At 70.7% G+C, this 24,134-nt stretch carries 19 protein-coding genes; 13 read left to right on the forward strand and 6 right to left on the reverse strand.

All coding sequences use genetic code 11. From position 1 onward, the window contains the following. Nucleotides 1-16: 16 nt before the first annotated feature. Both speB and GWK25_RS35685 read right to left on the reverse strand, forming a co-directional pair. Complete coding sequence (gene speB / locus GWK25_RS35680) at nt 17-997, reverse strand: agmatinase (protein WP_215455629.1); 981 nt, start codon at nt 995-997, stop codon at nt 17-19. 55 nt (nt 998-1,052) lie between these two features. After that, a complete protein-coding gene (locus tag GWK25_RS35685; RefSeq protein WP_215455630.1) occupies nt 1,053-2,507 on the reverse strand; it encodes a sodium:solute symporter in 1,455 nt (484 codons plus the stop codon). A 108-nt stretch (nt 2,508-2,615) separates the two neighbouring features. Between GWK25_RS35685 and GWK25_RS35690 the strand changes: the two genes are divergently transcribed. From GWK25_RS35690 to GWK25_RS35700, 3 genes are all read left to right on the forward strand, one after another. Then, on the forward strand, nt 2,616-4,244 hold the full coding sequence (locus GWK25_RS35690) for a PucR family transcriptional regulator (RefSeq protein ID WP_215455631.1): 1,629 nt from the start codon (nt 2,616-2,618) through the stop codon (nt 4,242-4,244). Nucleotides 4,245-4,300: 56 nt separating this feature from the next. Next, the gene (locus GWK25_RS35695; RefSeq protein WP_215455632.1) at nt 4,301-4,849 is read left to right on the forward strand and encodes an AAA family ATPase; all 549 of its coding nucleotides are present in this window, start codon (nt 4,301-4,303) and stop codon (nt 4,847-4,849) included. Nucleotides 4,850-4,910: 61 nt separating this feature from the next. Continuing rightward, entirely contained in the window at nt 4,911-5,705 is a 795-nt protein-coding gene (locus GWK25_RS35700) for a phosphatase (RefSeq protein ID WP_215455633.1), read from the forward strand. Here GWK25_RS35700 and GWK25_RS35705 read toward each other — a convergent pair. The 3 genes from GWK25_RS35705 to GWK25_RS35715 form a co-directional block, all read right to left on the reverse strand. Continuing rightward, nucleotides 5,692-6,636, reverse strand: a complete 945-nt coding sequence (locus GWK25_RS35705; protein ID WP_215455634.1) for an acyl-CoA thioesterase II — start codon at nt 6,634-6,636, stop codon at nt 5,692-5,694. The genes GWK25_RS35700 and GWK25_RS35705 overlap by 14 nt on opposite strands. Before the next feature lie 50 nt (nt 6,637-6,686). Further along, on the reverse strand, nt 6,687-7,844 hold the full coding sequence (locus GWK25_RS35710) for an acyl-CoA dehydrogenase family protein (protein WP_215455635.1): 1,158 nt from the start codon (nt 7,842-7,844) through the stop codon (nt 6,687-6,689). Between the two features lie 136 nt (nt 7,845-7,980). Beyond that, nucleotides 7,981-8,580 (reverse strand): TetR/AcrR family transcriptional regulator, encoded by a 600-nt coding sequence (locus GWK25_RS35715; RefSeq protein ID WP_215455636.1) that lies wholly within the window; start codon nt 8,578-8,580, stop codon nt 7,981-7,983. 86 nt (nt 8,581-8,666) lie between these two features. On the opposite strand from GWK25_RS35715, the gene GWK25_RS35720 reads away from it, so the two are divergent. From GWK25_RS35720 to GWK25_RS35765, 10 genes are all read left to right on the forward strand, one after another. Next, nucleotides 8,667-10,283 carry a carboxyl transferase domain-containing protein gene (locus GWK25_RS35720; RefSeq protein ID WP_215455637.1) on the forward strand — a complete coding sequence of 539 codons (1,617 nt, stop codon included), beginning with the start codon at nt 8,667-8,669 and terminating at the stop codon, nt 10,281-10,283. A gap of 22 nt (nt 10,284-10,305) precedes the next feature. After that, nucleotides 10,306-12,261 carry an acetyl-CoA carboxylase biotin carboxylase subunit gene (locus GWK25_RS35725; protein WP_215457834.1) on the forward strand — a complete coding sequence of 652 codons (1,956 nt, stop codon included), beginning with the start codon at nt 10,306-10,308 and terminating at the stop codon, nt 12,259-12,261. Further along, on the forward strand, nt 12,258-13,223 hold the full coding sequence (locus tag GWK25_RS35730; RefSeq protein WP_215455638.1) for a hydroxymethylglutaryl-CoA lyase: 966 nt from the start codon (nt 12,258-12,260) through the stop codon (nt 13,221-13,223). Before GWK25_RS35725 ends, GWK25_RS35730 begins: the two co-directional genes overlap by 4 nt. Next, nucleotides 13,220-14,380 (forward strand): acyl-CoA dehydrogenase family protein, encoded by a 1,161-nt coding sequence (locus GWK25_RS35735; protein ID WP_215455639.1) that lies wholly within the window; start codon nt 13,220-13,222, stop codon nt 14,378-14,380. The genes GWK25_RS35730 and GWK25_RS35735 overlap by 4 nt, the downstream gene beginning before the upstream one ends. A gap of 365 nt (nt 14,381-14,745) precedes the next feature. Beyond that, on the forward strand, nt 14,746-15,798 hold the full coding sequence (locus tag GWK25_RS35740) for an ABC transporter substrate-binding protein (RefSeq protein WP_215455640.1): 1,053 nt from the start codon (nt 14,746-14,748) through the stop codon (nt 15,796-15,798). A 234-nt stretch (nt 15,799-16,032) separates the two neighbouring features. Further along, nucleotides 16,033-16,890: a siderophore-interacting protein gene (locus tag GWK25_RS35745; RefSeq protein ID WP_215455641.1), complete on the forward strand. Its 858-nt coding sequence runs from the start codon at nt 16,033-16,035 to the stop codon at nt 16,888-16,890. 172 nt (nt 16,891-17,062) lie between these two features. Next, nucleotides 17,063-18,508 (forward strand): aspartate aminotransferase family protein, encoded by a 1,446-nt coding sequence (desA, locus tag GWK25_RS35750; RefSeq protein ID WP_215455642.1) that lies wholly within the window; start codon nt 17,063-17,065, stop codon nt 18,506-18,508. Then, complete coding sequence (locus tag GWK25_RS35755) at nt 18,462-19,778, forward strand: lysine N(6)-hydroxylase/L-ornithine N(5)-oxygenase family protein (RefSeq protein WP_374105772.1); 1,317 nt, start codon at nt 18,462-18,464, stop codon at nt 19,776-19,778. The genes desA and GWK25_RS35755 overlap by 47 nt, the downstream gene beginning before the upstream one ends. Further along, nucleotides 19,775-20,320: a GNAT family N-acetyltransferase gene (locus GWK25_RS35760; protein WP_215455644.1), complete on the forward strand. Its 546-nt coding sequence runs from the start codon at nt 19,775-19,777 to the stop codon at nt 20,318-20,320. The genes GWK25_RS35755 and GWK25_RS35760 overlap by 4 nt, the downstream gene beginning before the upstream one ends. Then, nucleotides 20,317-22,089, forward strand: a complete 1,773-nt coding sequence (locus tag GWK25_RS35765; RefSeq protein ID WP_215455645.1) for an IucA/IucC family siderophore biosynthesis protein — start codon at nt 20,317-20,319, stop codon at nt 22,087-22,089. The genes GWK25_RS35760 and GWK25_RS35765 overlap by 4 nt, the downstream gene beginning before the upstream one ends. Nucleotides 22,090-22,195: 106 nt before the next feature. Here GWK25_RS35765 and GWK25_RS35770 read toward each other — a convergent pair whose 3' ends face one another. Beyond that, on the reverse strand, nt 22,196-23,956 hold the full coding sequence (locus tag GWK25_RS35770; protein WP_215455646.1) for a hypothetical protein: 1,761 nt from the start codon (nt 23,954-23,956) through the stop codon (nt 22,196-22,198). Nucleotides 23,957-24,134: the final 178 nt, after the last annotated feature.

Genomic DNA, 24,134 nt, shown 5'->3' on the forward strand with positions numbered 1-24,134 from the left:
TTCTCCCTGTCGCGGATCACCGGCCCGCGGTCTCCGCACGGGCCGCGGCGATCTGCCGGGACATGATGGTGGTGAGTTCGTACGCCGTGTGCGAGGCGGCCACCGCGGTGATCTCGGCGTGATCGTACGCGGGCGCCACCTCGACGACGTCGGCGGAGACCAGGTGGCAGGAGGCGAGGCCCCGCAGGATCTCAAGGAGTTCGCGGGAGGTCATGCCGCCCGCCTCCGGGGTCCCCGTGCCCGGCGCGTGGGCCGGGTCGAGACAGTCGATGTCGATGGAGATGTAGAGGGGGCGGTCCCCGATCCGCTGCCTCAGCTGGTCGGCGATCTCGTCCACCCCGCGCCGCATCACGTCCGCCGACGTGACGATGCCGAAGCCCATCTTCTCGTCGTCGGTGAGGTCCTGCTTGCCGTACAGCGGTCCGCGCGTGCCCACGTGGGAGAGGGCGGACGTGTCCAGGATCCCCTCCTCGACCGCCCGCCGGAACGGGGTGCCATGCGTGTACTCGGCGCCGAAGTACGTGTCCCAGGTGTCGAGGTGCGCGTCGAAGTGGAGCAGTGCCACCGGGCCGTGCTTCTTGGCGACCGACCGCAGCAGCGGCAGGGCGATGGTGTGATCCCCGCCGAGGGTCATCAGCCGGGCCCCGGTCCCGAGCAGCTCGTCCGCGGCCGCCTCGACCGTCTCCACCGCCTCGTTGATGTTGAACGGGTTGGCGGCGATGTCACCGGCGTCCGCGACCTGCGCGAGGGCGAAGGGGGAGGCGTCCTGGGCCGGGTTGTAGGGGCGCAGCAGCCGGGACGCCTCACGGATCGCGTTGCCGCCGAAGCGGGCGCCCGGCCGGTAGGAGACCCCCGAGTCGAAGGGCACGCCCACGACCGCGACGTCGGCCCGGCCCACCTCGTCCAGGCGCGGCAGCCGGGCGTAGGTCGCGGGCCCGGCGTACCGGGGGACACGGGAGGAGTCGACGGGCCCGCGGGGCGTCTCGGTGCTGCTCATGGGGTGAAGCCTTCTTTCCTACGCTTCGTCGCGTATGTGCTGCTTGCTGACGACTCTACTGGTGAGTCGGTACGGGTTCGGTCACGAGTTCGGGGGTCCGCCCGGCCAGACGCTCGCGCCAGGCGTCGAGCACGGCGGCGTCGGTCGCCGGGGTCGCCAGGGAGACGGCGACGTACGCGACCAGGGAGGAGAGCAGGCCGTAGTAGACGGGCTCGTTGGCGAGGATGCCGTAGGACGCCATCAGGCCGACGACCGCGAGGCCGCCGACGAGCACCGAGGCCAGGGCGCCCTGAGCGGTGCCGCGCCGCCACAGCAGCCCGCCGAGGATCGGCACGAGGAGTCCGCCGACGAGGAGGTTGTACGCCACCGTCAGCGCCTCGACGACGTTGTTGAGGGCGATCGCCGTACCGATGACGGCGAGCCCCATGACGAGGATGAAGGCACGGTTGCCCCGTACCTCGTCGTGGTCGCCGTCGGTGGACCGCCCCCGCAGCCGCGACCAGATGTCGTTGTTGGCGACGGTGGCGCAGGCGATGAGGGCGCCGGAGGAGGTCGACATCACGGCGGCCAGGGCGGCGGCGAGCACCAGCCCCCGCACGCCGAGCGGCAGTTCCTCCTTCACGACGGTCGCGAAGGCGTCGTCGGCGTTGGCCAGGTCGGGGAACAGCACCTTGGCCGCCGTGCCGATGACGGCGCCGGCGAGGGCGTACGCCAGGCAGTAGGTGCCCGCGACCGTGCCGCCCCACTTGGCGGTCCGGTCGCTGCGGGCGGTGAACACGCGCTGCCAGATGTCCTGTCCGATGAGCATGCCGAACGTGTAGATCAGGACGTAGGTGAAGATCGTCTCGCCGCCGATGCCCAGCGGGTCGAAGTACGACGTGGGGAGCGCGTCCCTCATCTCACCGAAGCCGCCGGCCTTGACGACCGCGATGGGGAGCAGGAGCAGCAGCACCCCGACCGTCTTCACCACGAACTGGACCATGTCCGTCAGCGTGATCGACCACATCCCGCCGAGCGTCGAGTAGGCGACGACGATGGAGCCGCCGAGGACGATCGCGAGCGTGCGGTTCATGTCGAACAGGACGTCGAAGATCGTGGCGTAGGCGATGGTGGAGGTGACGGCCAGCATGAGGGTGTACGCCCACATGACGAGCCCGGAGATCACGCCCGCCCGGCCGCCGTAGCGCAGGTCGAGCATCTCGGAGACGGTGTAGACCTTCAGCCGGGCGATCCGGGCCGAGAAGAAGACGGAGAGGGCGAGCAGCCCCAGCCCGATGGTGAACACCATCCACGCGCCGGACAGCCCGTACCGGTAGCCCAGCCCGACCCCGCCGATGGTGGAGGCGCCGCCGAGGACGATGGCCGCCATGGTGCCGGAGTACATCGTCGGGCCGAGCCGGCGCCCGGCGACCAGGAACTCGCTCTTCGACCTGGCGCGGCGCATGCCCCACCAGCCCATGGCCAGCATCCCGGCCAGATAGAGGACGATCACGGTGTAGTCGACGGCCATGGTGAGAGGCCTCCTTCGCGCACACTCGGTGGCGGGTGATGGGCACTGACACTAGGTGGCCGGAAAGCGACTGCGAAGTGTACGTTTCATCCATTCGATCCGCGCCGGATGGAAGGAACGCACACCATGCCGGACCCGTCCGCCCCACCGGCCCCGGCGGTCCCGCCCACCCCGCCCGTCCTCCTCTCGGCGCTGCTGGCCCGCGACGACCTGGGCCTGCGGCAGATCGCCGGGCCGGTGGACGCGGGCACGGCGGTCCACTGGGCGCACACCTCGGAGATGTCGGACCCGTATCCGTATCTGCTCGGCGGCGAGCTGCTGCTCACGGCCGGCGTCCACATCCCGGAGGCGGCCGGCTCGGGCACCTACTTCGACGACTACGTCTCGCGCATCGTCGCGGCGGGCGGCGCGGCCCTCGGCTTCGGCGTCGCACCCGTCCACGACAGCGTCCCCAGGGCCCTGGTCGCGTCCTGCGACTCCTACGGCCTGCCCCTGATCGAGGTCCCGCCCCGGACGACCTTCTCGGGCGTGGCCCGCGCGGTCTGGCAGCTGATGGCCCTCGCCCGCCACACCGAGCTCCGCCGCGTGACAGAGGCCCAGCAGGCCCTGGCGGCAGCCGCGTCCCGCCCGGACCCAGTCCACGCGGTCCTGCGCCAACTGGCCCGCCGGGTCTCGGGCCGAACGGTCCTGTACGGCCCGGAGGGCACGGAAGTGGCAGCGGCGGGCCGGGGCCCGACACCGGCCGCGCTGGCCGACCTGGCGGCAGTTGTACGGCCGGACGCCACGCCGAGTACCGCTCCGACCCCCGGCCGCTTCCTCAGGGGCGCGGGGAACTGCGCGACCAGCCACGACGAACCCGAGCCCGCCAAGGCACCCCCACCCCTCACCCCCTCCCCGCGCACCCCACCCCCCACCTCCGCGACCGACACGGTCAACGGCACCCACCTCGCCGCCTACACCCTCACCACCGGAGGCAACGGCTTCACCCTCGGCGTCGCCACCCCCCACCGCACCCCCGGCGACCACACCATCGCCTCGGTCGCCGCCGTGCTCCTCTCCCTCCTCACCGGCGAACGCCAGATCGGCACCGGCGCGGCCCGCACCTCGGCCCTGGTCCGACTCCTGCTCGGCGCCGAACCACAGGAGGCCGCGCCCCTCCTGGGCCCAGGCACCCACTGGCACGTCGTCCACGCCCGCCCCACCGACGGCACCCCCCGGCCGGAGGCCCTCGCCGCGGCCTCGCTCGGCGCCGCCCTCGGCTCGCCCCTGGTCGACGCCCACGGCGACGTCGTACGCGTCCTCGTCCCCGCCGACCGCGAGATCTCCGAGCAGCCGGGCTGGACCTGCGGCGTCAGCGCCCCCGCCGAGCCGCACGCGTGGCCCGTCGCCGACGTGCAGGCGGCCCGCGCGCTGGCCCGCGCCAGGGCCACCCGGACGGCACTGGTCCGGCACGGGCTCCCCACGACGCTGGCCCAACTCGTGCCGCCGGACGAGGCGACCGCCCACGCCGAGGCCCTGCTGGCCCCGGTCACCGCCGCGCCCGGCGCCGCCGCACTCACCGAGACCCTGCGCACCTGGCTGTCCCTGCACGGCAGTTGGGACCGCACGGCCGTCGCCCTGTCCGTCCACCGCAACACCGTCCGCCAACGCGTCGCCCGCTGCGCCACGTTGCTGGCGGCGGACCTCGACGACCCGGACGTCCGCATGGAGTTGTGGTTCGCGCTGCGCGACGGGTGAGACGAGAGCCGCGAGCGGCGAGCAGGCGCGGCCGAGGGGAACCTAGCGTGGGCGGCATGCGCAGATACGTACTCACCGGCACCCCCGGCGCGGGCAAGACGACCCTCCTGCAGGGCCTCGCCGCACGCGGTCACACGGTCGTCGAGGAGGCCGCCACCGAGGTCATCGCGCGGGCCCAGGCGCGCGGTGAGGACGAGCCGTGGACCCGGGAGTCGTTCGTCGACGAGATCGTCGCGCTGCAGAGGGAGCGGCAGTTGGCGGCCCCGCCGGCCGACCACGTCCAGCTGTACGACCGTTCGCCGCTGTGCACGCTCGCGCTCGCCACCTACCAGGGCCGCGTGCCGTCCCCGGCGCTGACCGCCGAGGTCGAACGGGTCACGGCGCAGAACGTCTACGAGCGGCAGGTGTTCTTCGTCCGCAACCTGGGGTTCTGCGAGCCCACCGCCGCACGCCGCATCAGTTTCCGGCAGTCGCTGGAGTTCGAGCGGATCCACGAGGAGACCTACCGCGCCTTCGGCTACGAGCTGGTCGACGTTCCCGCCGGTGACCTCGCCCGACGGATCGCCGTGGTCGAGGCGATGCTCCCCGAACGCCGTGCGGAGTGACGCGGGTCGCAGCGGGCGGGACGCCCGCGACTCCCGCTGTCGTCTGCCTCACAATGGACGCATGCCGATATCCGGGACTCCCAGCCGCGCCGAGCTCGTCGAGCACCTCGTACGGACGCGTATCGCGGGCGACGTCGCCACGCCGCGCGAGAACAACCTCTCCCACTACCGCGAACTGGCCAACGGCAACCGCCACTACTGGCTCGGCCTGGAGCTCGGGGACCGGTGGAGCGACGAGCAGGACGTGCTGGCCGTGATGGCGGAGCGCGTCGGCGTGAACGACGACCCGGGGTACCGCTACGGCCAGGACACCATCGACCCGGATCTGACGGTCGACGCGCTGGAGCGCATGGCGGCGCGGCTGCGCAAGGCGGCGGAGGGCGGGCAGCGCGTGCTGCTGGCCACCGGGCACCCCGGCGGCCTGCTGCAGGTGCACAACGAGACCGCGCGGGCGCTGCGCGCGGCAGGCTGCGAGATCGTCGTCATCCCGGACGGCCTGCAGACGGAGGAGGGGTACGTCATGCAGTTCGCGGACGTGGCCGTCCTCGAACACGGCGCCACCCTGTGGCACACCCACTCCCCCGAGCCGATGCGCGCCATCCTGCGGGGCCTGGAGGGCGCCGGGCGGCCGCTGCCCGACCTGGTCGTCGCCGACCACGGCTGGGCGGGCTGCGCCGGCCAGCTCGGCATCGACTCCGTCGGGTACGCGGACTCCAACGACCCGGCCCTCTTCCTCGGCGAGTCCGAGGGCACCCTCCAGGTCGTGGTGCCCCTGGACGACCACGTGGTCAGCCCGCGCCACTACGACCCGATGTCGGCGTACCTGCTGGAGCAGGCGGGGCTCAGCGGGCAGTAGCCCCGGGCTCCCCCGGCCGCACCGGCTGCCTCGGCTCCGCCGGCTCGTTCGGCCGCCCCCTCGGGACGCGGACGACGCCCTCCTGGATCACGGAGATCGCGAGCCGGCCGTCCTGGGTGTAGATCCGGCCCTGGCCGAGGCCCCGGCCGGCCGCCGCCGACGGTGACTCCTGGTCGTACAGGAGCCATTCGTCGGCGCGGAAGGGCCGGTGGAACCACATGGCGTGGTCGAGCGAGGCGCCGACGACGTCCCCGACGGCCCAGCCGCCGCGTCCGTGCGCGAGCAGGATCGAGTCGAGCAGCGTCATGTCGGAGACGTAGGTGGCGAGCACGACGTGCAGCAGGGGTTCGTCGACAGCACCGTCGAGCTTGCCGTTGGCGCGGAACCAGACCTGGGAGCGGGGTTCGCGGGGCTCGCCGTAGCGGCCGTAGGGCGGGTCGTCGACGTAGCGGAGGTCTACGGCGGCGCGGGCCTCCAGCGTCTTCTCCACGACGGCCGGGTCCAGGCCGTACGCCGGGAGGCGTTCCTCGGCGGTGGGGAGGGTCTCGGGGTCGGGTGCGGCGGGCATCGGGGCCTGGTGGTCGAGGCCGTCCTCGTACCGCTGGAAGGACGCGGAGAGGGCGAAGATCGGCTGGCCGTGCTGGACGGCGACGACACGGCGCGCGGTGAAGGAGCGGCCGTCGTTCATCCGCTCCACGGTGTAGACGATGGGCGCGCCGGCGTCGCCGATGCGCAGGAAGTACGCGTGGAGGGAGTGCGGCAGCCGGTCCGCGGGGACCGTCCGCCCGGCGGCGACCAGCGCCTGGGCCGCGACCTGCCCGCCGAAGACCCGGGGGACGATGGCGGGCCGGGACTGGCCGCGGAAGATGTTCTCCTCGATCTGCTCGAGGTCGAGCAGATCGAGGAGAGACTGAAGTGCGGGCTGACTCATGGGGTCAGTTGTACTGTGCAGTCGTTTCCGGTGCCTTACGGACCCAGTCCCTACAGACCCATGTCCTTGGCGATGATCGTCTTCATGATCTCGCTGGTGCCGCCGTAGATGCGGTTGACGCGGTTGTCCGCGTACAGGCGGGCGATCGGGTACTCGTTCATGAAGCCGTAGCCGCCGTGCAGCTGGAGGCAGCGGTCGATGACGCGGTGGGCGACCTCGGTGCAGAACAGCTTGGCGCTGGCGGCCTCGGCGGGCGTCAGCTCGCCGGCGTCGAGGGCCTCCGTGGCGCGGTCGGCGACGGCCTCGGCCGCGTCGACCTCGGCCTGGCAGGCGGCCAGCTCGAACTTGGTGTTCTGGAAGGCGGCGACGGGCTGGCCGAAGACGACGCGCTCCTGCACGTACTGCTTGGCGAACCGTATGGCGGCCTTGGCCTGCGCGTAGGCGCCGTAGGCGATGCCCCAGCGCTCGGAGGCGAGGTTGTGGCCGAGGTAGTAGAAGCCCTTGTTCTCCTCGCCGAGGAGGTTCTCGACGGGCACCTTGACGTCGACGAACGCCAGCTCGGCGGTGTCGGAGGTCTTCAGGCCGAGCTTGTCGAGCTTGCGGCCGACCGAGTAGCCCTCGGACTTGGTGTCCACCACGAGGAGGGAGATGCCGTGGCGGCGGTCCTCCTTGGTCGGGGCGGCCGTACGGGCGCAGACGATCATGCGGTCGGCGTGGACGCCGCCGGTGATGAAGGTCTTGGCGCCGTTGAGGACGTAGTGCGTGCCGTCCTCGGAGAGCTTGGCGGTGGTGCGCATGCCCGCGAGGTCGGAGCCGGTGCCCGGCTCGGTCATCGCGATGGCCCACATCTCCTCGCCGGAGCAGAACTTCGGCAGGAAGCGCTTCTTCTGCTCGTCGGTGGCGAGCAGCTTGATGTAGGGCAGGCCGAGCAGCACGTGCACGCCGGAGCCGCCGAAGGTGATGCCCGCGCGGGCGGTCTCCTCGTACAGGACGGCCTCGAACTTGTAGGAGTCGATGCCGGCGCCGCCGTACTCCTCGTCGACACGGATACCGAAGACGCCGAGCTCGGCGAGCTTGTAGTAGAACTCGCGCGGCGCCTGGCCGGCGGCGAGCCACTCGTCGTAGACGGGCACGACCTCGGCCTCGATGAAGGCACGGAGGGTCTCCCGGAACGCCTCGTGATCCTCGTTGAACACCGTACGGCGCACGCCGTCACCTCCACCTGAGTGCTTTCGGATGTGCCCAGCGCCCCACCGGACGCATCCGAGTCGGCTAAGCGCTTGCTCAGGCAACCGTACCGGCGGGTAGGGAAGCCCGTCCAGACCCCTCCCTCCGTAACGCTCGTCACTCCTGCGCAGCAGCGGCCCCGAACGCCCCCCGCGCCATCCGGTGCAGCAGCTCTGCGGTGGCCGTGCGACCCGGGAGGGAGCCGGGGCGGCCCAGGTGCGGCGTGGAGTTCAGCAGGCCGAAGACCGAGTGCACGGCGGAGCGGGCGGCGGGCTCCGCGAGGCCCGGGTGGACCTCGCGCACCACCTGCACCCACAGCTCGACGTACTGGCGCTGGAGCTGGCGGACCAGCTTGCGCTCGCTGTCGCGCAGGCGGTCCAGCTCACGGTCGTGCAGGGTGATCAGAGGGCGGTCGTCCAGGGCGAAGTCGATGTGCCCCTCGATGAGCGAGTCGAGGACCGCCTCGGCCGACCCCCCGTCGGCCTCCGCCAGCCGCCGCTTGGCACCCGTCAGGAGCTGCCCGCTGATGCCGACCAGCAGCTCCGCGAGCATCGCGTCCTTGCCGGCGAAGTGCCGGTAGAGACCGGGACCGCTGATCCCCACGGCGGCGCCTATCTCGTCGACGCCGACGCCGTGGAAGCCGCGTTCGGCGAAGAGCCGCGCGGCCTCCTTGAGGATCTGTTCGCGACGGGTGGGGGCGTCGGTTCTGGTGGCCATGGGAGCAATTCTAGACAGGGAGGTTAGCGGTCGTTAACCTGAAGGAAATGCGTTAACGCTCATTAACAAGGTGAGGGGTTCGCAGGATGCACGAGGCACCGGAGCTTCACAGCGCGGCCGATCCCGCGTCGGAAGCCTGGCGGGCCAACGAGGAGGCCCACCGCGCGCTGGTGGACGAGCTGCGCGGCAAGCTCGCCGCCGCCCGGCTCGGCGGCGGCGAGAAGGCGCGCGCCCGGCACACCGCGCGCGGCAAGCTGCTGCCGCGCGACCGGGTCGACACCCTCCTCGACCCCGGCTCCCCCTTCCTGGAGCTGGCGCCCCTGGCCGCCGACGGGATGTACGAGGGGCAGGCACCGGCGGCGGGGGTGATCGCCGGGATCGGCCGGGTCGGCGGCCGCGACTGCGTGGTCGTCGCCAACGACGCCACCGTCAAGGGCGGCACGTACTACCCGATGACGGTGAAGAAGCACCTGCGCGCGCAGGAGGTGGCCCTGGAGAACCGCCTGCCCTGCCTCTACCTGGTCGACTCCGGCGGCGCCTTCCTGCCCATGCAGGACGAGGTCTTCCCCGACCGGGAGCACTTCGGCCGGATCTTCTACAACCAGGCGCGGATGTCGGGGGCGGGCATCCCGCAGATCGCCGCCGTGCTGGGGTCGTGCACGGCGGGCGGCGCGTACGTCCCCGCCATGAGCGACGAGGCCGTGATCGTCCGGGGGCAGGGGACCATCTTTCTCGGCGGCCCGCCCCTTGTGAAGGCCGCCACCGGTGAGGTCGTCACCGCCGAGGAGCTGGGCGGTGGCGAGGTGCACTCGCGGATCTCCGGGGTCACCGACCACCTCGCGGAGAGCGACGCCCACGCCCTGCGCATCGTGCGCACCATCGTCTCCACCCTGCCCGCCCGGGGCCCGCTGCCCTGGTCGGTCGAACCGGCCGTCGAGCCCAAGGTCGACCCGTACACGCTGTACGGCGCGGTGCCGGTCGACTCCCGCACCCCGTACGACGTCCGCGAGGTCATCGCGCGTGTCGTCGACGGTTCGCGGTTCGCGGAGTTCAAGGCGGAGTTCGGGCAGACCCTGGTCACCGGTTTCGCGCGGATCCACGGGCACCCGGTCGGGATCGTCGCCAACAACGGCATCCTGTTCTCCGAGTCCGCGCAGAAGGGCGCCCACTTCATCGAGCTGTGCGACCAGCGCGGCATCCCGCTGGTCTTCCTGCAGAACATCTCCGGCTTCATGGTCGGCCGGGACTACGAGGCCGGGGGCATCGCCAAGCACGGCGCCAAGATGGTCACGGCGGTGGCCTGCACCCGCGTCCCCAAGCTGACGGTCGTCATCGGCGGCTCGTACGGCGCGGGCAACTACTCGATGTGCGGCCGGGCCTATTCGCCGCGCTTCCTGTGGATGTGGCCGAACGCCAAGATCTCCGTGATGGGCGGCGAGCAGGCCGCGTCCGTCCTCGCGACCGTGAAGCGGGACCAGCTGGAGGCGCGCGGCGAGGAGTGGGCGGCCGAGGACGAGGAGTCCTTCAAGGACCCGATCCGCGCCCAGTACGAGCGCCAGGGCAACGCCTACTACGCCACCGCCCGGCTCTGGGACGACGGGGTCATCGACCCCCTCGACACCCGCCAGGTCCTGGGCCTCGCCCTGACCGCCTGTGCCAACGCGCCCCTGGGTGACCCCCAGTTCGGCGTCTTCCGGATGTGAGGGGGAACCCATGAAGCCGACCATGTTCGACACCGTGCTGGTGGCCAACCGGGGCGAGATCGCCGTCCGAGTCATCCGCACCCTCCGCGCGCTCGGCGTCCGCTCCGTCGCCGTGTACTCCGACGCGGACGCCGACGCCCGGCACGTCCTGGAGGCCGACACGGCGGTACGGATCGGCCCCGCGCCGGCCGCCGAGAGCTATCTGTCGGCGGAGCGGCTGCTGGAGGCCGCCGCCCGCACCGGCGCCCAAGCCGTCCACCCCGGGTACGGCTTCCTCGCCGAGAACGCCGCGTTCGCGCGGGCGTGCGCCGACGCCGGCCTGGTCTTCATCGGCCCTCCCGCCGACGCCATCTCCCTCATGGGCGACAAGATCCGCGCCAAGGAGACGGTCCGGGCGGCCGGCGTGCCGGTGGTTCCGGGCTCCAGCGGCAGCGGCCTGACCGACGGCCAACTCGCCGACGCAGCACGGGAGATCGGCATGCCGGTGCTGCTGAAGCCCAGCGCGGGCGGCGGCGGCAAGGGCATGCGGCTGGTCCGGGACACGGCCGTGCTGGCCGACGAGATCGCCGCGGCCCGGCGCGAGGCCCGCGCCTCCTTCGGCGACGACACCCTGCTCGTGGAGCGGTGGATCGACCGCCCCCGGCACATCGAGATCCAGGTCCTCGCCGACGGCCACGGCCATGTGGTCCACCTCGGCGAGCGCGAGTGCTCCCTCCAGCGCCGCCACCAGAAGATCATCGAGGAGGCGCCGAGCGTCCTGCTCGACGAGGCGACCCGTGCGGCGATGGGCGAGGCGGCCGTCCAGGCGGCCCGCTCCTGCGGGTACTCGGGCGCGGGCACGGTCGAGTTCATCGTCCCCGGCGGCGACCCGTCCTCGTACTACTTCATGGAGATGAACACCCGGCTCCAGGTCGAGCACCCGGTGACCGAGCTGATCACCGGTGTCGACCTGGTGGAGTGGCAGCTGCGGGTCGCGGCGGGCGAGCGGCTCGCCCTCGCGCAGGAGGACGTGACGCTGACGGGGCACGCGGTCGAGGCCCGCCTCTGCGCCGAGGACCCGGCGCGCGGCTTCCTCCCCTCCGGCGGCACGATCCTGCGGCTGCGCGAGCCCCAGGGCGACGGCGTCCGCACGGACTCCGGCCTCAGCGAGGGCACGGAGGTCGGCTCACTGTACGACCCGATGCTCTCCAAGGTCATCGCGTACGGCCCCGACCGCGCCACCGCCCTGCGCCGGCTCCGGGCGGCCCTCGCGGAGACGGTCACCCTCGGCGTCCAGACGAACGCGGGGTTCCTGCGGCGGCTGCTGGCCCACCCGGCGGTGGTGGCGGGCGAGTTGGACACGGGGCTGGTGGAGCGCGAGGTGGAGGGGCTGGTCTCCACGGAGGTCCCGGAGGCGGTGTACGAGGCGGCGGCGGCCGTACGGCTCGACACGCTGCGGCCTCGCGCGAGCGGCTGGACCGACCCCTTCTCCGTCCCGAACGGATGGCGTCTCGGTGGTGAACCCCTGCCGCCGGCCTTCGACCTGCGCGTGAGCGGACTCGACCCCGTCACCCACCGCCCGCGCGGCACCCACACCGTCACCGACGACCGGGTCGCCGTGACGCTGGACGGTGTCCGCCACACCTTCCACCGCGCCGCCGACTGGATCGGCCGGGACGGCGACGCCTGGCACGTGCGCGACCACGACCCCGTGGCGGCGTCCCTGAGCCGGTCCGCGCACGCCGGCGCCGACTCGCTCACCGCCCCCATGCCCGGCACCGTCACCGTGGTGAAGGTGGCCGTCGGGGACGAGGTGACCGCCGGTCAGAGCCTGCTGGTGGTGGAGGCGATGAAGATGGAGCACGTCGTCTCCGCGCCGCACGCCGGGACGGTCGCCGAGCTGGACGTCACCCCGGGCACGACCGTCGCCATGGACCAGGTGCTGGCCGTCGTCGCGCCCCACGAGGAGCCCGAGGAGCATGAGGGGGTGGCGCGGTGACCCTGCCCATGACGGTCCCCGAGGCCGGACTGCCGGCCCGGGTCCGGATCCACGAGGTCGGCGCCCGGGACGGCCTGCAGAACGAGAAGTCGACCGTGCCCACCGAGGTCAAGGCGGAGTTCGTCCGCCGCCTGGCCGACGCGGGACTCACCACGATCGAGGCCACCAGCTTCGTCCACCCCAAGTGGGTGCCCCAACTGGCGGACGCGGAGCAGCTGTTCCCACTGGTGAGCGACCTGCCGGTGGCCCTGCCCGTCCTCGTCCCCAACGAGCGCGGCCTCGACCGCGCCCTCGCGCTCGGCGCCCGCCGCGTCGCCGTCTTCGCGAGCGCCACCGAGTCCTTCGCCAAGGCCAACCTCAACCGCACGGTCGACGAGGCACTGGCGATGTTCGCGCCGGTGGTGGCGCGGGCGAAGGCCGAGGGGGTCCACGTCCGCGGCTACCTCTCCATGTGCTTCGGCGACCCCTGGGAGGGCGCGGTCCCGGTCCCCCAGGTCACCCGGGTCTGCCGCGCCCTGCTCGACCTGGGCTGCGACGAGCTCAGCCTCGGCGACACGATCGGGGTGGCGACCCCGGGCCATGTCCGGGCACTGCTGACCGAACTCACCGCGGAAGTCCCCGTCGACAGGCTCGGCGTGCACTTCCACGACACGTACGGCCAGGCCCTCGCCAACACCTACGCGGCGCTCCAGCACGGCGTCACCACCGTGGACGCCTCCGCGGGCGGCCTCGGCGGCTGCCCGTACGCGAAGTCCGCCACCGGAAACCTCGCCACCGAAGACCTCATGTGGATGCTGCACGGACTCGGCATCGACACCGGCGTCGACCTCGGCCGTCTCGTCGCCACCAGCGCGTGGATGGCCGAACACCTGGGCCGACCCAGCCCGTCCCGCATCGTACGCGCCCTGTCCCACGAGGACGACAAGGGCCACGAGGACCCAAGGAGCACTGACGTCTCATGAACCACCGCCTCTCCCCCGAGCTGGAAGAACTCCGCCGCACGGTCGAGGAGTTCGCGCACGAGGTCGTCGCGCCCAAGATCGGCGACTTCTACGAGCGGCACGAGTTCCCGTACGAGATCGTGCGCGAGATGGGCCGCATGGGGCTGTTCGGGCTGCCGTTCCCCGAGGAGTACGGCGGCATGGGCGGCGACTACCTGGCGCTGGGCATCGCGCTGGAGGAGCTGGCCCGGGTGGACTCCTCCGTGGCGATCACTCTCGAAGCCGGGGTGTCGCTGGGCGCGATGCCGATCCACCTCTTCGGCACGCCGGCGCAGAAGGAGGAGTGGCTGCCGCGGCTCTGCTCCGGCGAGATGCTGGGCGCGTTCGGCCTGACCGAGCCCGACGGCGGCTCGGACGCGGGAGCGACCCGGACGACGGCCCGCCTGGACGAGTCGACGAACGAATGGATCATCAACGGCAGCAAGTGCTTCATCACCAACTCGGGCACGGACATCACGGGGTTGGTCACGGTCACGGCGGTCACCGGCCGCACCCCGGAGGGCAAGCCCCTGATCTCCTCGATCATCGTCCCGTCCGGCACCCCGGGCTTCACGGTGGCCGCCCCGTACTCCAAGGTCGGCTGGAACGCCTCGGACACACGTGAACTGTCCTTCTCCGACGTCCGGGTCCCGGCGGAGAACCTCCTCGGCGAACAGGGCCGCGGCTACGCCCAGTTCCTGCGCATCCTCGACGAGGGCCGGATCGCCATCTCGGCGCTCGCGACGGGCCTCGCCCAGGGCTGTGTGGACGAGTCGGTGAAGTACGCGAAGGAGCGGCACGCCTTCGGCCGGCCGATCGGCGCCAACCAGGCGATCCAGTTCAAGATCGCCGACATGGAGATGAAGGCGCACACGGCCCGCCTCTCCTGGCGGGACGCCGCCTACCGCCTCGTCGCCGGTGAACCCTTCAAGAAGGAGGCGGCCCTGGCGAAGCTGTACTCCTCCACCGTCGCCGTCGACAACGCCCGCGACGCCACGCAGATCCACGGCGGCTACGGCTTCATGAACGAGTACCCCGTCGCCCGTATGTGGCGCGACTCCAAGATCCTGGAGATCGGCGAGGGCACGAGCGAGGTGCAACGCATGCTGATCGCGCGGGAGTTGGGGTTGGTGGGCTGAGCGCCGCCGATCGACAGCATATGTTCGAATGATGGCCGGAATCAGCGATGACAGCGCGGCTCCGGCACTCTCTCACCCGGCTCGCCCCTCGCGAGCCGGGTGCCCCTTTGTCCCTTTCGCGGGGCCCGTGAGGCCAGTTGGGGCACCCTGCGCATGGACGACTCGACCCACATGTTTAGGTCTCAACAATTCCCATGGCGGTCGACAAACCTTCGATTCACAGGAAAGTCAAAGATTGAAGCCGAGGTGGACCCGGGCATTCCGCTACCTGGAACCACCCCCTGGACAACCGATGAGGTTAGGCTAACCTACCTTCGAACTCACCCTCGGGCGGCACCCCGCCCCGTTCGAAAGTAGCCATACACATGTCCAACGCCAGAGCCGCTCACCTCACCCGCCGTGGCATCCTCGCCGCCGGTGGCGCACTCGGTCTCGGTGCCGTGCTCGCCGCCTGCGGGGACGAGAGTTCGACGAGCAGCGGCACTGGCTCCGACAAGGAGACGGCCGCCGCGAAGTCCGGCCCCTGGTCGTTCAAGGACGACCGCGGCGTGACCGCCAAGACCGACAAGACCCCGGCGAACATCGTCGCGTTCGTGGGGGTCGCCGCCGCGCTCCACGACTACGGCATCGGCGTCAAGGGCGTCTTCGGCCCGACGAAGACGACGGACGGCAAGGCCGACGTCCAGGCCGGCGACCTCGACATCAGCAAGGTCGAGATCCTCGGCAACGTCTGGGACGAGTTCAGCGTCGAGAAGTACGCGGCCCTCGCCCCCGACGTCCTCATCACCACGATGTTCGACGACGCCGGCACCCTCTGGTACGTGCCCGAGGCCTCCAAGGACAAGATCGCCAAGCTCGCGCCGAGCGTCGGCATCTCCGCGTACGACCGCCAGCTGACCGAGCCGCTGCAGCGCGTGCTGGAGCTGGCCAAGTCCCTCGGCGCGGACACGGAGTCCGAGAAGGTCACCGCCGCCAAGAAGCGGTTCGAGGACGCGGCCGCCCGGCTGCGCGCGGCCACCAAGGCCAAGCCCGACATCAAGGTGCTCGCCGGCTCCGCCAGCCAGGACATCTTCTACGTCTCCGGCTCGAACCTCTCCATCGACCTGGAGTACTTCAAGGCCCTCGGCGTGAACTTCGTCGAGCCGAGCGCCGCCGCGCTGAAGGCCAGCGGGGGCTGGTTCGAGAACCTCAGCTGGGAGAACGTCGACAAGTACGACGCGGACGTCATCATCATGGACAACCGCACCTCCGCGATCCAGCCGGACGCGATCGAGGAGGCGACGTGGAAGAAGCTTCCCGCGGTGAAGGCCGGCCAGGTCATCGGGCGTAACCCCGAGCCGATCCTGTCCTACGACAAGTGCGCGCCGCTTCTCGAGGAGCTGGCCGAGGCGATCGAGAAGGCGAAGAAGGTCAGCTGAGGCTGAGGCTGGGGCCGTGGGTCGACTGCGGGTTCGGTGGGGGCTTCTCGCGCAGTTCCCCGCGCCCCTAGAAGCCCAGGCCCTGCGGGCCTGTGAAAAGCACGGGGCGCAGCCCCTGCTTTTCAGGGGCGCGGGGAACTGCGCGACCAGCCCCCACCGAACCCGCGCCCGCCGACGCACCCGCAACCCCGAGTCCCCCGCGCACACGCTCCCGCCCCCTATCCAGGAGCCCCCATGACGACGGCCGTAGCCGCCCCCTTCCGTTTCTTCTCTCTTCAGGTCGTGCGGACGGAGCGGCTGGGGCCGTCCTACGTGCGCATCACGTTCGCGGGGGACGATCTGCGGCTCTTCCACTCCGACGGCAGGGACCAGTCGCTGTCGTTGTTCCTGCCGCATCCCGGGCAGCAAGTCCCGGCCGTCCCCTACGAGTTGGGCGACGGCTGGTGGCAGGCATGGCGGGAGCTGCCGGACGACGTGCGGGCTGTGATGCGCTCGTACACCCTGCGGGGACTGCGGCGCGACCCGCGCGGCGACACCGTCGAGATCGACATCGACTTCGTGCTGCACGGCGTGGAGCCGGGGGCCGCCGTGCCCGCCGGACCGGCCTCCCGGTGGGCCGCGCAGGCCGCCCCCGGCCACCGGGTCGTGCTGCTCGGGCCCGCGGTCGCCGACAATCGCGCGATCCGCTTCCGGCCGCCCGCGGACGCCGACCTGGTGCTGATCTGGGCCGACGACACGGCGCTACCGGCCGCCTCGGCGATCCTGGAGTCACTGCCGGCCGGCACCCCGGCCCGGGTGTGGCTGGAGGTCCACCACGCCGGGGACATCCAGGACCTGACGACCGCGGCCGACGCCGAGATCACCTGGCTGGTGCGGAGCGAGGGGGCGCCGCCCGCCCTCGACACCATCCGAGCCGCCCAACTCCCCTCCGCCGAGCTGCCGTACGCCTGGATCGCCGGCGAGTCCGGCCGCGTGAAGGAGCTGCGCCGCCATCTCGTGCGGGAGCGCGGGCTCGACAAGCGGCGCGTCACCTTCGTCGGGTACTGGCGTGAGGGCCTGACGGAGGAGCAGTTGCGGGAGCGCGGCGAGTAGTCGGCTTGTCGCGAGAGATCGGAACCAGAGTCGCCGACGTGACCACAGTCACGGAAGGGGCTGGATTTCCCGCAAGTTAATTAGGTTAGGCTTACCTAAGTTGGACGACGTGATGTCACCCCCCACGCACCTCTCCGTCCCACCCGGACCGCCCCGCTCGGAGGACCTCCCCATGCGCTCGCACCTGCTCAATGACACGACCGCGGAGCGGTACCGCCGCACCGTGACCGAAGGCGTGGAGCGGGTGGCGGCCAAACTCGCCACCACCGAACGACCGTTCACCGGTGTCACCGTCGACGCCCTCTCTCCCCTCATCGAGAAGATCGACCTCGACAAGCCACTGCACGACACGGCCGCCGTCCTCGACGAGCTGGAGGACGTCTACCTGCGCGACGCGGTCTACTTCCACCACCCGCGCTACCTCGCCCACCTCAACTGCCCGGTCGTCATCCCGGCCGTGCTCGGCGAGGCCGTCCTCTCCGCCGTCAACTCCTCCCTGGACACCTGGGACCAGTCGGCCGGCGGCACCCTGATCGAGCGCAAACTGATCGACTGGACCAACGAACGCATCGGCTTCGGTCCCGCCGCCGACGGCGTCTTCACCTCCGGCGGCTCACAGTCCAACCTCCAGGCCCTGCTCCTGGCCCGGGAGGAGGCCAAGACCGACAGCACCGCCAAACTGCGGATCTTCGCCTCCGAGGTCAGCCACTTCAGCGTGAAGAAGTCCGCGAAACTGCTGGGCCTGGACCAGGACGCGGTCGTCTCCATCCCGGTCGACGGCGACAAGCGCATGCAGACCCTGGCGCTCGCGCGGGAGCTGGAGCGCTGCAAGAACGACGGCCTCGTCCCCATGGCCGTCGTCGCCACCTCCGGCACCACCGACTTCGGCTCCATAGACCCGCTGCCCGAGATAGCCGAGCTGTGCGCCCAGTACGACACCTGGATGCACGTCGACGCGGCCTACGGCTGCGGCCTCCTCGTCTCCCGCAAGCGCCGCGACCTGCTGAACGGCATCGAGCGCGCCGACTCCGTCACCGTGGACTACCACAAGTCCTTCTTCCAGCCGGTGAGTTCGTCCGCCCTCTTGGTCCGCGACGGGGCCACCCTGCGCCACGCCACCTACCACGCGGAGTACCTCAACCCGCGCCGCATGGTCACCGAGCGCATCCCCAACCAGGTCGACAAGTCCCTGCAGACCACGCGCCGCTTCGACGCGCTCAAGCTGTGGATGACGCTGCGCACGATGGGCGCCGACGGCATCGGCCAGCTCTTCGACGAGGTCTGCGACCTGGCGGAGGAGGGCTGGAAACTGCTCGCCGCCGACCCGCGCTACGACGTCGTCGTGCGGCCCCGGCTCTCCACGCTGGTCTACCGCTACATCCCCGAGGCCGTCACCGACCCGGCGGAGATCGACCGCGCCAACCTGTACGCCCGCAAGGCCCTGTTCGCCTCCGGCGACGCCGTGGTCGCCGGCACCAAGGTCGGCGGTCGCCACTACCTGAAGTTCACCCTGCTCAACCCCGAGACCACGGCCGAGGACATCGCGACCGTGCTCGATCTGATCGCCGGCCATGCCGAGCAGTACCTGGGAGAATCCCTTGACCGCGTCGCTTCCTGAACCCGCCGTGAAGACCTACGACTTCATCGGCATCGGACTGGGACCCTTCAACCTCGGCCTCGCCTGCCTCACCGAGCCCATCGCCGAACTCGACGGACTCTTCCTGGACTCGAAGCCCGACTTCGAGTGGCACTCCGGGATGTTCCTCGACGGCGCCCACCTCCAGACCCCGTTCATGTCGGACCTGGTCACCCTCGCCGACCCGACCTCCCCGTACTCCTTCCTGAACTACCTGAAGGACTCGGGCCGTCTGTACTCGTTCTACATCCGCGAGAACTTCTACCCGCTGCGGGTCGAGTACGACGACTACTGCCGCTGGGCCGCGGGCCGGCTGAGCAACGTCCGCTTCGGCACCACGGTGACGGAGGTGACGTACGAGGACGACGTCTACGCCGTGCGCACGGCCGACGGGGACGTCCTGCGCGCCCGGCGGCTGGTCCTGGGCACCGGCACCGTCCCGTACATCCCCGAGGCCTGCCAGGACCTGGGCGGCGACTTCTTCCACAACGCGCAGTACATGCACCGCAAGGCGGAGCTGCGGTCGAAGAAGTCGATCACGATCGTCGGCAGCGGCCAGAGCGCCGCGGAGATCTACCACGAACTCCTCTCCGAGATCGACGACCACGGCTACCAGCTCAACTGGGTCACCCGCTCCCCGCGGTTCTTCCCCCTCGAATACACCAAGCTGACGCTGGAGATGACGTCCCCGGACTACATCGACTACTTCCGCGCGCTGCCCGAGGACACCCGCTACCGGCTGGAGAAGCAGCAGAAGGGCCTGTTCAAGGGCATCAACGGCGACCTGATCGACTCGATCTTCGATCTGCTCTACCAGAAGAACGTCACCGCAGGCGGCCGCCCGGTGCCGACCCGGCTGCTCACCAACTCGTCCCTCAACAGCGCCACCTACGAGGACGGGCGGTACACCCTCGGGCTGCGCCAGGACGAGCAGGGCAAGGACTTCGAGATCGAGACCGAGGGCCTGGTGCTGGCCACCGGCTACCACTACCGGCCGCCGGCCTTCCTCTCCCCGATCAACGACCGGCTCGTCTTCGACGGCCACGGCCGCTTCGACGTGGCCCGCAACTACGCGATCGACACCACCGGGCGCGGGATCTTCCTGCAGAACGCCGGCGTCCACACCCACAGCATCACCTCACCCGACCTGGGCATGGGCGCGTACCGCAACGCGTACATCATCCGTGAGCTGCTCGGCACCGAGTACTACCCGGTCGAGAAGACCATCGCCTTCCAGGAGTTCGCGGTATGACCTTCACCTTCCGCCCCCTGGACCCGCTGAGCGACGCCGAGCTGCTGCACCGCTGGGTCACGCACCCCAAGGCTGCGTACTGGATGATGCAGGACGCCAGGCTGGAGGAGGTCGAGCGGGCCTACATGGAGATCGCGGCCGACCCCTACCACCACGCCCTGCTGGGGCTGCTGGACGGCGAACCCGCGTTCCTCATGGAGAAGTACGACCCCGCCCACCGTGAACTCGTCGGCCTGTACGAGCCCGAGCCGGGCGACGTCGGCATGCACTTCCTGGTGCCGCCGACCGACACCCCGGTGCACGGCTTCACCCGGTCCGTCATCACCGCCGTGATGGCGCACCTCTTCGCGGACCCCGCCACCCATCGGGTCGTCGTCGAGCCGGACGTGTCCAACAAGGCGGTCCACGCCCTCAACGAAGTCGTCGGTTTCGTCCCCGACCGCGAGATCGACAAGCCGGAGAAGCGCGCACTGCTGAGCTTCTGCACGCGAGAGCAGTTCTTTCGCAGCCAGAGCCTGGCTGCCCGAGGAGTAGCCGTATGACCCTGTCCGACGCCGTAGCGCATCTGTCCCCCCACCGCTGGGCACGGGCCAACCGCCTGCTCATCCGCAAGGTCCTCGCCGAGTTCGCCCACGAGCGGCTCATCACGCCGGAGGCCACCGCCGACAGCCGCTTCGAGGTCCGCAGCGACGACGGTGCGACCCGCTACGGGTTCACCGCCGTCCGGCGTGCCCTCGACCACTGGCAGGTCGACGCCGACTCGATCACCCGTCGACGGGACGGCGTCGACCTCCCACTGGCCGCCCTGGACTTCTTCATCGAGCTGAAGCGGTCCCTCGGCCTGAGCGACGAGATCCTCCCGGTGTACCTGGAGGAGATCTCCTCCACCCTGGCCGGCACCTGCTACAAGCTCACCAAGCCGCAGACTCCGGTCGCCGAGCTGGTGGACGCCGGGTTCCAGGCCATCGAGACCGGGATGACCGAGGGCCACCCCTGCTTCGTCGCCAACAACGGCCGCCTCGGCTTCGGCGTCCACGAGTACCTGTCGTACGCCCCCGAGACGGCGAGCCCCGTCCGCCTGGTCTGGCTGGCCGCGCACCGCTCGCGGGCGGCGTTCACGGCGGGCGTCGGCATCGAGTACGAGGCGTTCCTCCGGGACGAGCTGGGCGCGGAGACGGTCGACCGCTTCCACTCGGTCCTCACGGAGCTGGGGCTGGACCCCGCCGACTACCTCTTCATCCCGGTCCACCCGTGGCAGTGGTGGAACAAGCTCAGCGTCACCTTCGCCGCCGAGGTCGCCCAGCAGCACCTGGTCTGCCTCGGCGAGGGCGACGACGAGTACCTGGCCCAGCAGTCGATCCGGACGTTCTTCAACAGCTCCGCCCCCGGGAAGCACTACGTCAAGACGGCGCTCTCCGTCCTCAACATGGGCTTCATGCGCGGCCTGTCGGCGGCGTACATGGAGGCCACCCCGGCGATCAACGACTGGCTGGCCGGTCTCATCGACAACGACCCGGTCCTGAAGTCCACCGGCCTGTCGATCATCCGCGAGCGGGCGGCCGTCGGCTACCGGCACCTGGAGTACGAGGCCGCCACGGACAAGTTCTCCCCGTACCGCAAGATGCTGGCCGCGCTGTGGCGCGAGAGCCCGGTGTCGTCCCTCCAGGAGGGCGAGTCCCTGGCGACGATGGCCTCCCTGGTCCACGTCGACCACGAGGGCAAGGGCTTCGCGGCGGCGCTGATCGCCCGCTCGGGCCTGACCCCCACGGAGTGGCTGCGCCGCTACCTGAAGGCGTACTTCACCCCGCTCCTGCACAGCTTCTACGCCTACGACCTGGTCTTCATGCCGCACGGCGAGAACGTCGTCCTCGTCCTGAAGGACGGTGCCGTCGAGCGGGCGATCTACAAGGACATCGCCGAGGAGATCGCGGTCATGGACCCGGACGCGGTGCTCCCGCCGACGGTCGAACGCCTCCGCGTGGACGTCCCCGAGGACAAGAAGCTCCTCTCGATCTTCACGGACGTCTTCGACTGCTTCTTCCGCTTCCTGGCCGCGAACCTCGCCGAGGAGGGCGTCCTGGACGAGGAGGACTTCTGGCGCACGGTCGCCGAGACCGTCCGCGACTACCAGCACACGATGCCCGAACTCGCCGACAAGTTCGCCCAGTACGACATGTTCGCCCCCGAGTTCGCGCTGTCCTGTCTCAACCGTCTGCAGCTGCGCAACAACAAGCAGATGGTCGACCTCGCGGACCCGGCGGGCGCACTGCAGCTCGTCGGCAACCTGAAGAACCCCATCGCGGGCCTGTAGCCCCGGCACGGCACGGGCCCCCACGGACAGACGGGCACCTCGGAGTACGGTCCTCCGAGGTGCCCGTCGTCTTTCCCCTGCTCGTCGTACGGGGCGGGCCTCGCCGTCAGTATCCGCGGGGAGGTCTGGTGGGGTCGAACTGCTGGACCCGCTTGGCGAGATTGGCCCCGTCGGCGGTGACGCCGTACCGGCTGCGGACGTACCGCATCGCGGCGGCGATGCACGCCACCGGGTCGTAGATGTTCACCGAGGTACCGGGGGCGTGGCGCTGGGCGAAGGTCTGCGGGATGCACTGCACGATGCCCCGGGAGCACTGGAAATGCGTGAGCGCGCCGTTCAGCCGCACGATTCCCCCGGTGTTGCGGTAGCCGTCCCCGAAGTCCTTGACCTTGCTGAAGCCGGCAGGGGTCCTGGCGTTGGAGTCCCACAGATTGCAGGCGTTGGGGTTGCCCGACGACTCGCGCGCGACAGCCGTCCTGAAGCCCTTCACCCAGTAGGGGCTCGCCTGGACTCCGGCCGCCGTGGCCGCCTGGTCGATCCACTCCTCCAGCGTGCCGTCGCCTGTGAAGCGGTGGAACGTCACCTGTTTCGGGTCGATCTGCCCCAGGCCCTCGACACCGCCCCCGCTCGACGGCCCGCCCGACGGGAACGCGGCACGCACCCGGAACAGCCCGGCCCGCTGCCCGAGTTCCGTCAGCGACTGCATGCCCGGCGTGCCGACGGCGTCACTGCCGGAGAAGTGCAGCACCGTCCGGCGGAACTCGTCGTAGAGGGCCTGGGTCCCGGTCTCGAAGAGCCCTCGCTCGTCGGCCGCGACGGTGTGCATGACCTTCTCCAGCCCGTCCTGCACCAGAGCCACATCGGCCTTCGTGCTTGCCTCCCCGCCCGGCTGCGTCCGTTCCTCCTCGGCACTGTGCGTCGAGGCCCAGACCACCTGGTTCAGGCTGACCCAGGGCTGCTCCGCGGCCGGGGAGGAGCCGGCCCGGACGTTGAACAGGTCCGACCGCCTGCCCAGTTCGGCCAGTTCCCCGGCCTGGGGAACGCCGTGGCCGTCCGGCCCGTAGTGGCCCAGTTTCTCCGTGCGGAACCGCTCGAAGAGTTCCTGGGTCTCCGCCTCGAACACGGAGCGCGGGTCGTCCGGGGCTACGCCCATGACCTTCTCCAACGCGTCCTGGACGAGGGCGACGTCGTCCGCCGTCGTGCCGTGGCCGTTGCCCGCGACCTGGTCCTCGGCCGTGGGGTGGGTGGCCGCCCAGGTGATCTGGTGCGTGGAGACCCAGGGCAGCGCCTCCTCGGCCTCGGCCTCCGCCTCGGAAAGGCCGTCGGACTCACGGGAGACGGCGGTGGCCATGTACGTGAATCCGGGTTTGTTCTTCAGCCCCGGATCGGCCGTGACGACGCCCTCCTCGAATTGCGGCAGCCCGTATCCATAGAGATAGGCGTCCCGGCGGGCACGCTTTTTGAGGTACACCCCGTTGCCCTCGGCCGAACCGTTGGCGTTGGTGTTCCCCTCGATGGTGTACGTGTAGTCCGCGTCGTACTTGTGGACGAGCCCGACGTGCTGCCCGCCCGAAGAACCGAAGAACACCATCGCCCCGATCGCGGGATAGTACGAGAACCTGCCTCGGCTCTTGTACCAGTCGACCGCCGCGATGCACGAGGCGGTCACCGGAGCCAGGCTCTTCACACCGGCCTGCTGGAAGGCCCAGGACTGGAAGGTCTGGCACCAGGCCTGGTTCTGCGACCATTCCAGTCCGGGAACTGCGGGGGAAAACTTCTGACGGTTGTTGTAGCGGCCGTTCGAGAAACCTTCGCGGTATCCCACTTCGGTCTTCTCGATGGCGATGAGGGTGTCCGTCTGGCCCATCGTGCCCCATCTCCTTTTCCGCGGTGCGCGGGCCCAGGAAACGGTGCGGCACGAAGGCGTGCGAAGAACACGAGGAATGCGAGAAACGCGAAGAACGCGAGGAACACGAGGAACGCCAGGCGACGTCGCGGGAATTCGGCATCCGGCCACCGGTCACTGGGCTCGCGCGGCCCTTTCA

Origin of the sequence: Streptomyces sp. ATCC 21386, from assembly GCF_018728545.1 — a bacterium.
Taxonomy (GTDB): Bacteria; Actinomycetota; Actinomycetes; order Streptomycetales; family Streptomycetaceae; genus Streptomyces.

Excerpts from the sequence above, each read along its gene's own strand:
- speB (WP_215455629.1), bottom strand. The coding sequence starts at position 997 with ATGAGCAGCACCGAGACGCCCCGCGGGCCCGTCGACTCCTCCCGTGTC.
- GWK25_RS35755 (WP_374105772.1), top strand. The coding sequence starts at position 18,462 with ATGCCGAGCAGTACCTGGGAGAATCCCTTGACCGCGTCGCTTCCTGAA.
- GWK25_RS35720 (WP_215455637.1), top strand. The coding sequence starts at position 8,667 with ATGCACGAGGCACCGGAGCTTCACAGCGCGGCCGATCCCGCGTCGGAA.
- GWK25_RS35745 (WP_215455641.1), top strand. The coding sequence starts at position 16,033 with ATGACGACGGCCGTAGCCGCCCCCTTCCGTTTCTTCTCTCTTCAGGTC.
- GWK25_RS35705 (WP_215455634.1), bottom strand. The coding sequence starts at position 6,636 with ATGAGTCAGCCCGCACTTCAGTCTCTCCTCGATCTGCTCGACCTCGAG.
- GWK25_RS35715 (WP_215455636.1), bottom strand. The coding sequence starts at position 8,580 with ATGGCCACCAGAACCGACGCCCCCACCCGTCGCGAACAGATCCTCAAG.
- GWK25_RS35690 (WP_215455631.1), top strand. The coding sequence starts at position 2,616 with ATGGAAGGAACGCACACCATGCCGGACCCGTCCGCCCCACCGGCCCCG.
- GWK25_RS35765 (WP_215455645.1), top strand. The coding sequence starts at position 20,317 with ATGACCCTGTCCGACGCCGTAGCGCATCTGTCCCCCCACCGCTGGGCA.
- GWK25_RS35725 (WP_215457834.1), top strand. The coding sequence starts at position 10,306 with ATGTTCGACACCGTGCTGGTGGCCAACCGGGGCGAGATCGCCGTCCGA.
- GWK25_RS35735 (WP_215455639.1), top strand. The coding sequence starts at position 13,220 with ATGAACCACCGCCTCTCCCCCGAGCTGGAAGAACTCCGCCGCACGGTC.
- GWK25_RS35760 (WP_215455644.1), top strand. The coding sequence starts at position 19,775 with ATGACCTTCACCTTCCGCCCCCTGGACCCGCTGAGCGACGCCGAGCTG.
- desA (WP_215455642.1), top strand. The coding sequence starts at position 17,063 with ATGCGCTCGCACCTGCTCAATGACACGACCGCGGAGCGGTACCGCCGC.
- GWK25_RS35695 (WP_215455632.1), top strand. The coding sequence starts at position 4,301 with ATGCGCAGATACGTACTCACCGGCACCCCCGGCGCGGGCAAGACGACC.
- GWK25_RS35685 (WP_215455630.1), bottom strand. The coding sequence starts at position 2,507 with ATGGCCGTCGACTACACCGTGATCGTCCTCTATCTGGCCGGGATGCTG.
- GWK25_RS35770 (WP_215455646.1), bottom strand. The coding sequence starts at position 23,956 with ATGGGCCAGACGGACACCCTCATCGCCATCGAGAAGACCGAAGTGGGA.
- GWK25_RS35700 (WP_215455633.1), top strand. The coding sequence starts at position 4,911 with ATGCCGATATCCGGGACTCCCAGCCGCGCCGAGCTCGTCGAGCACCTC.
- GWK25_RS35740 (WP_215455640.1), top strand. The coding sequence starts at position 14,746 with ATGTCCAACGCCAGAGCCGCTCACCTCACCCGCCGTGGCATCCTCGCC.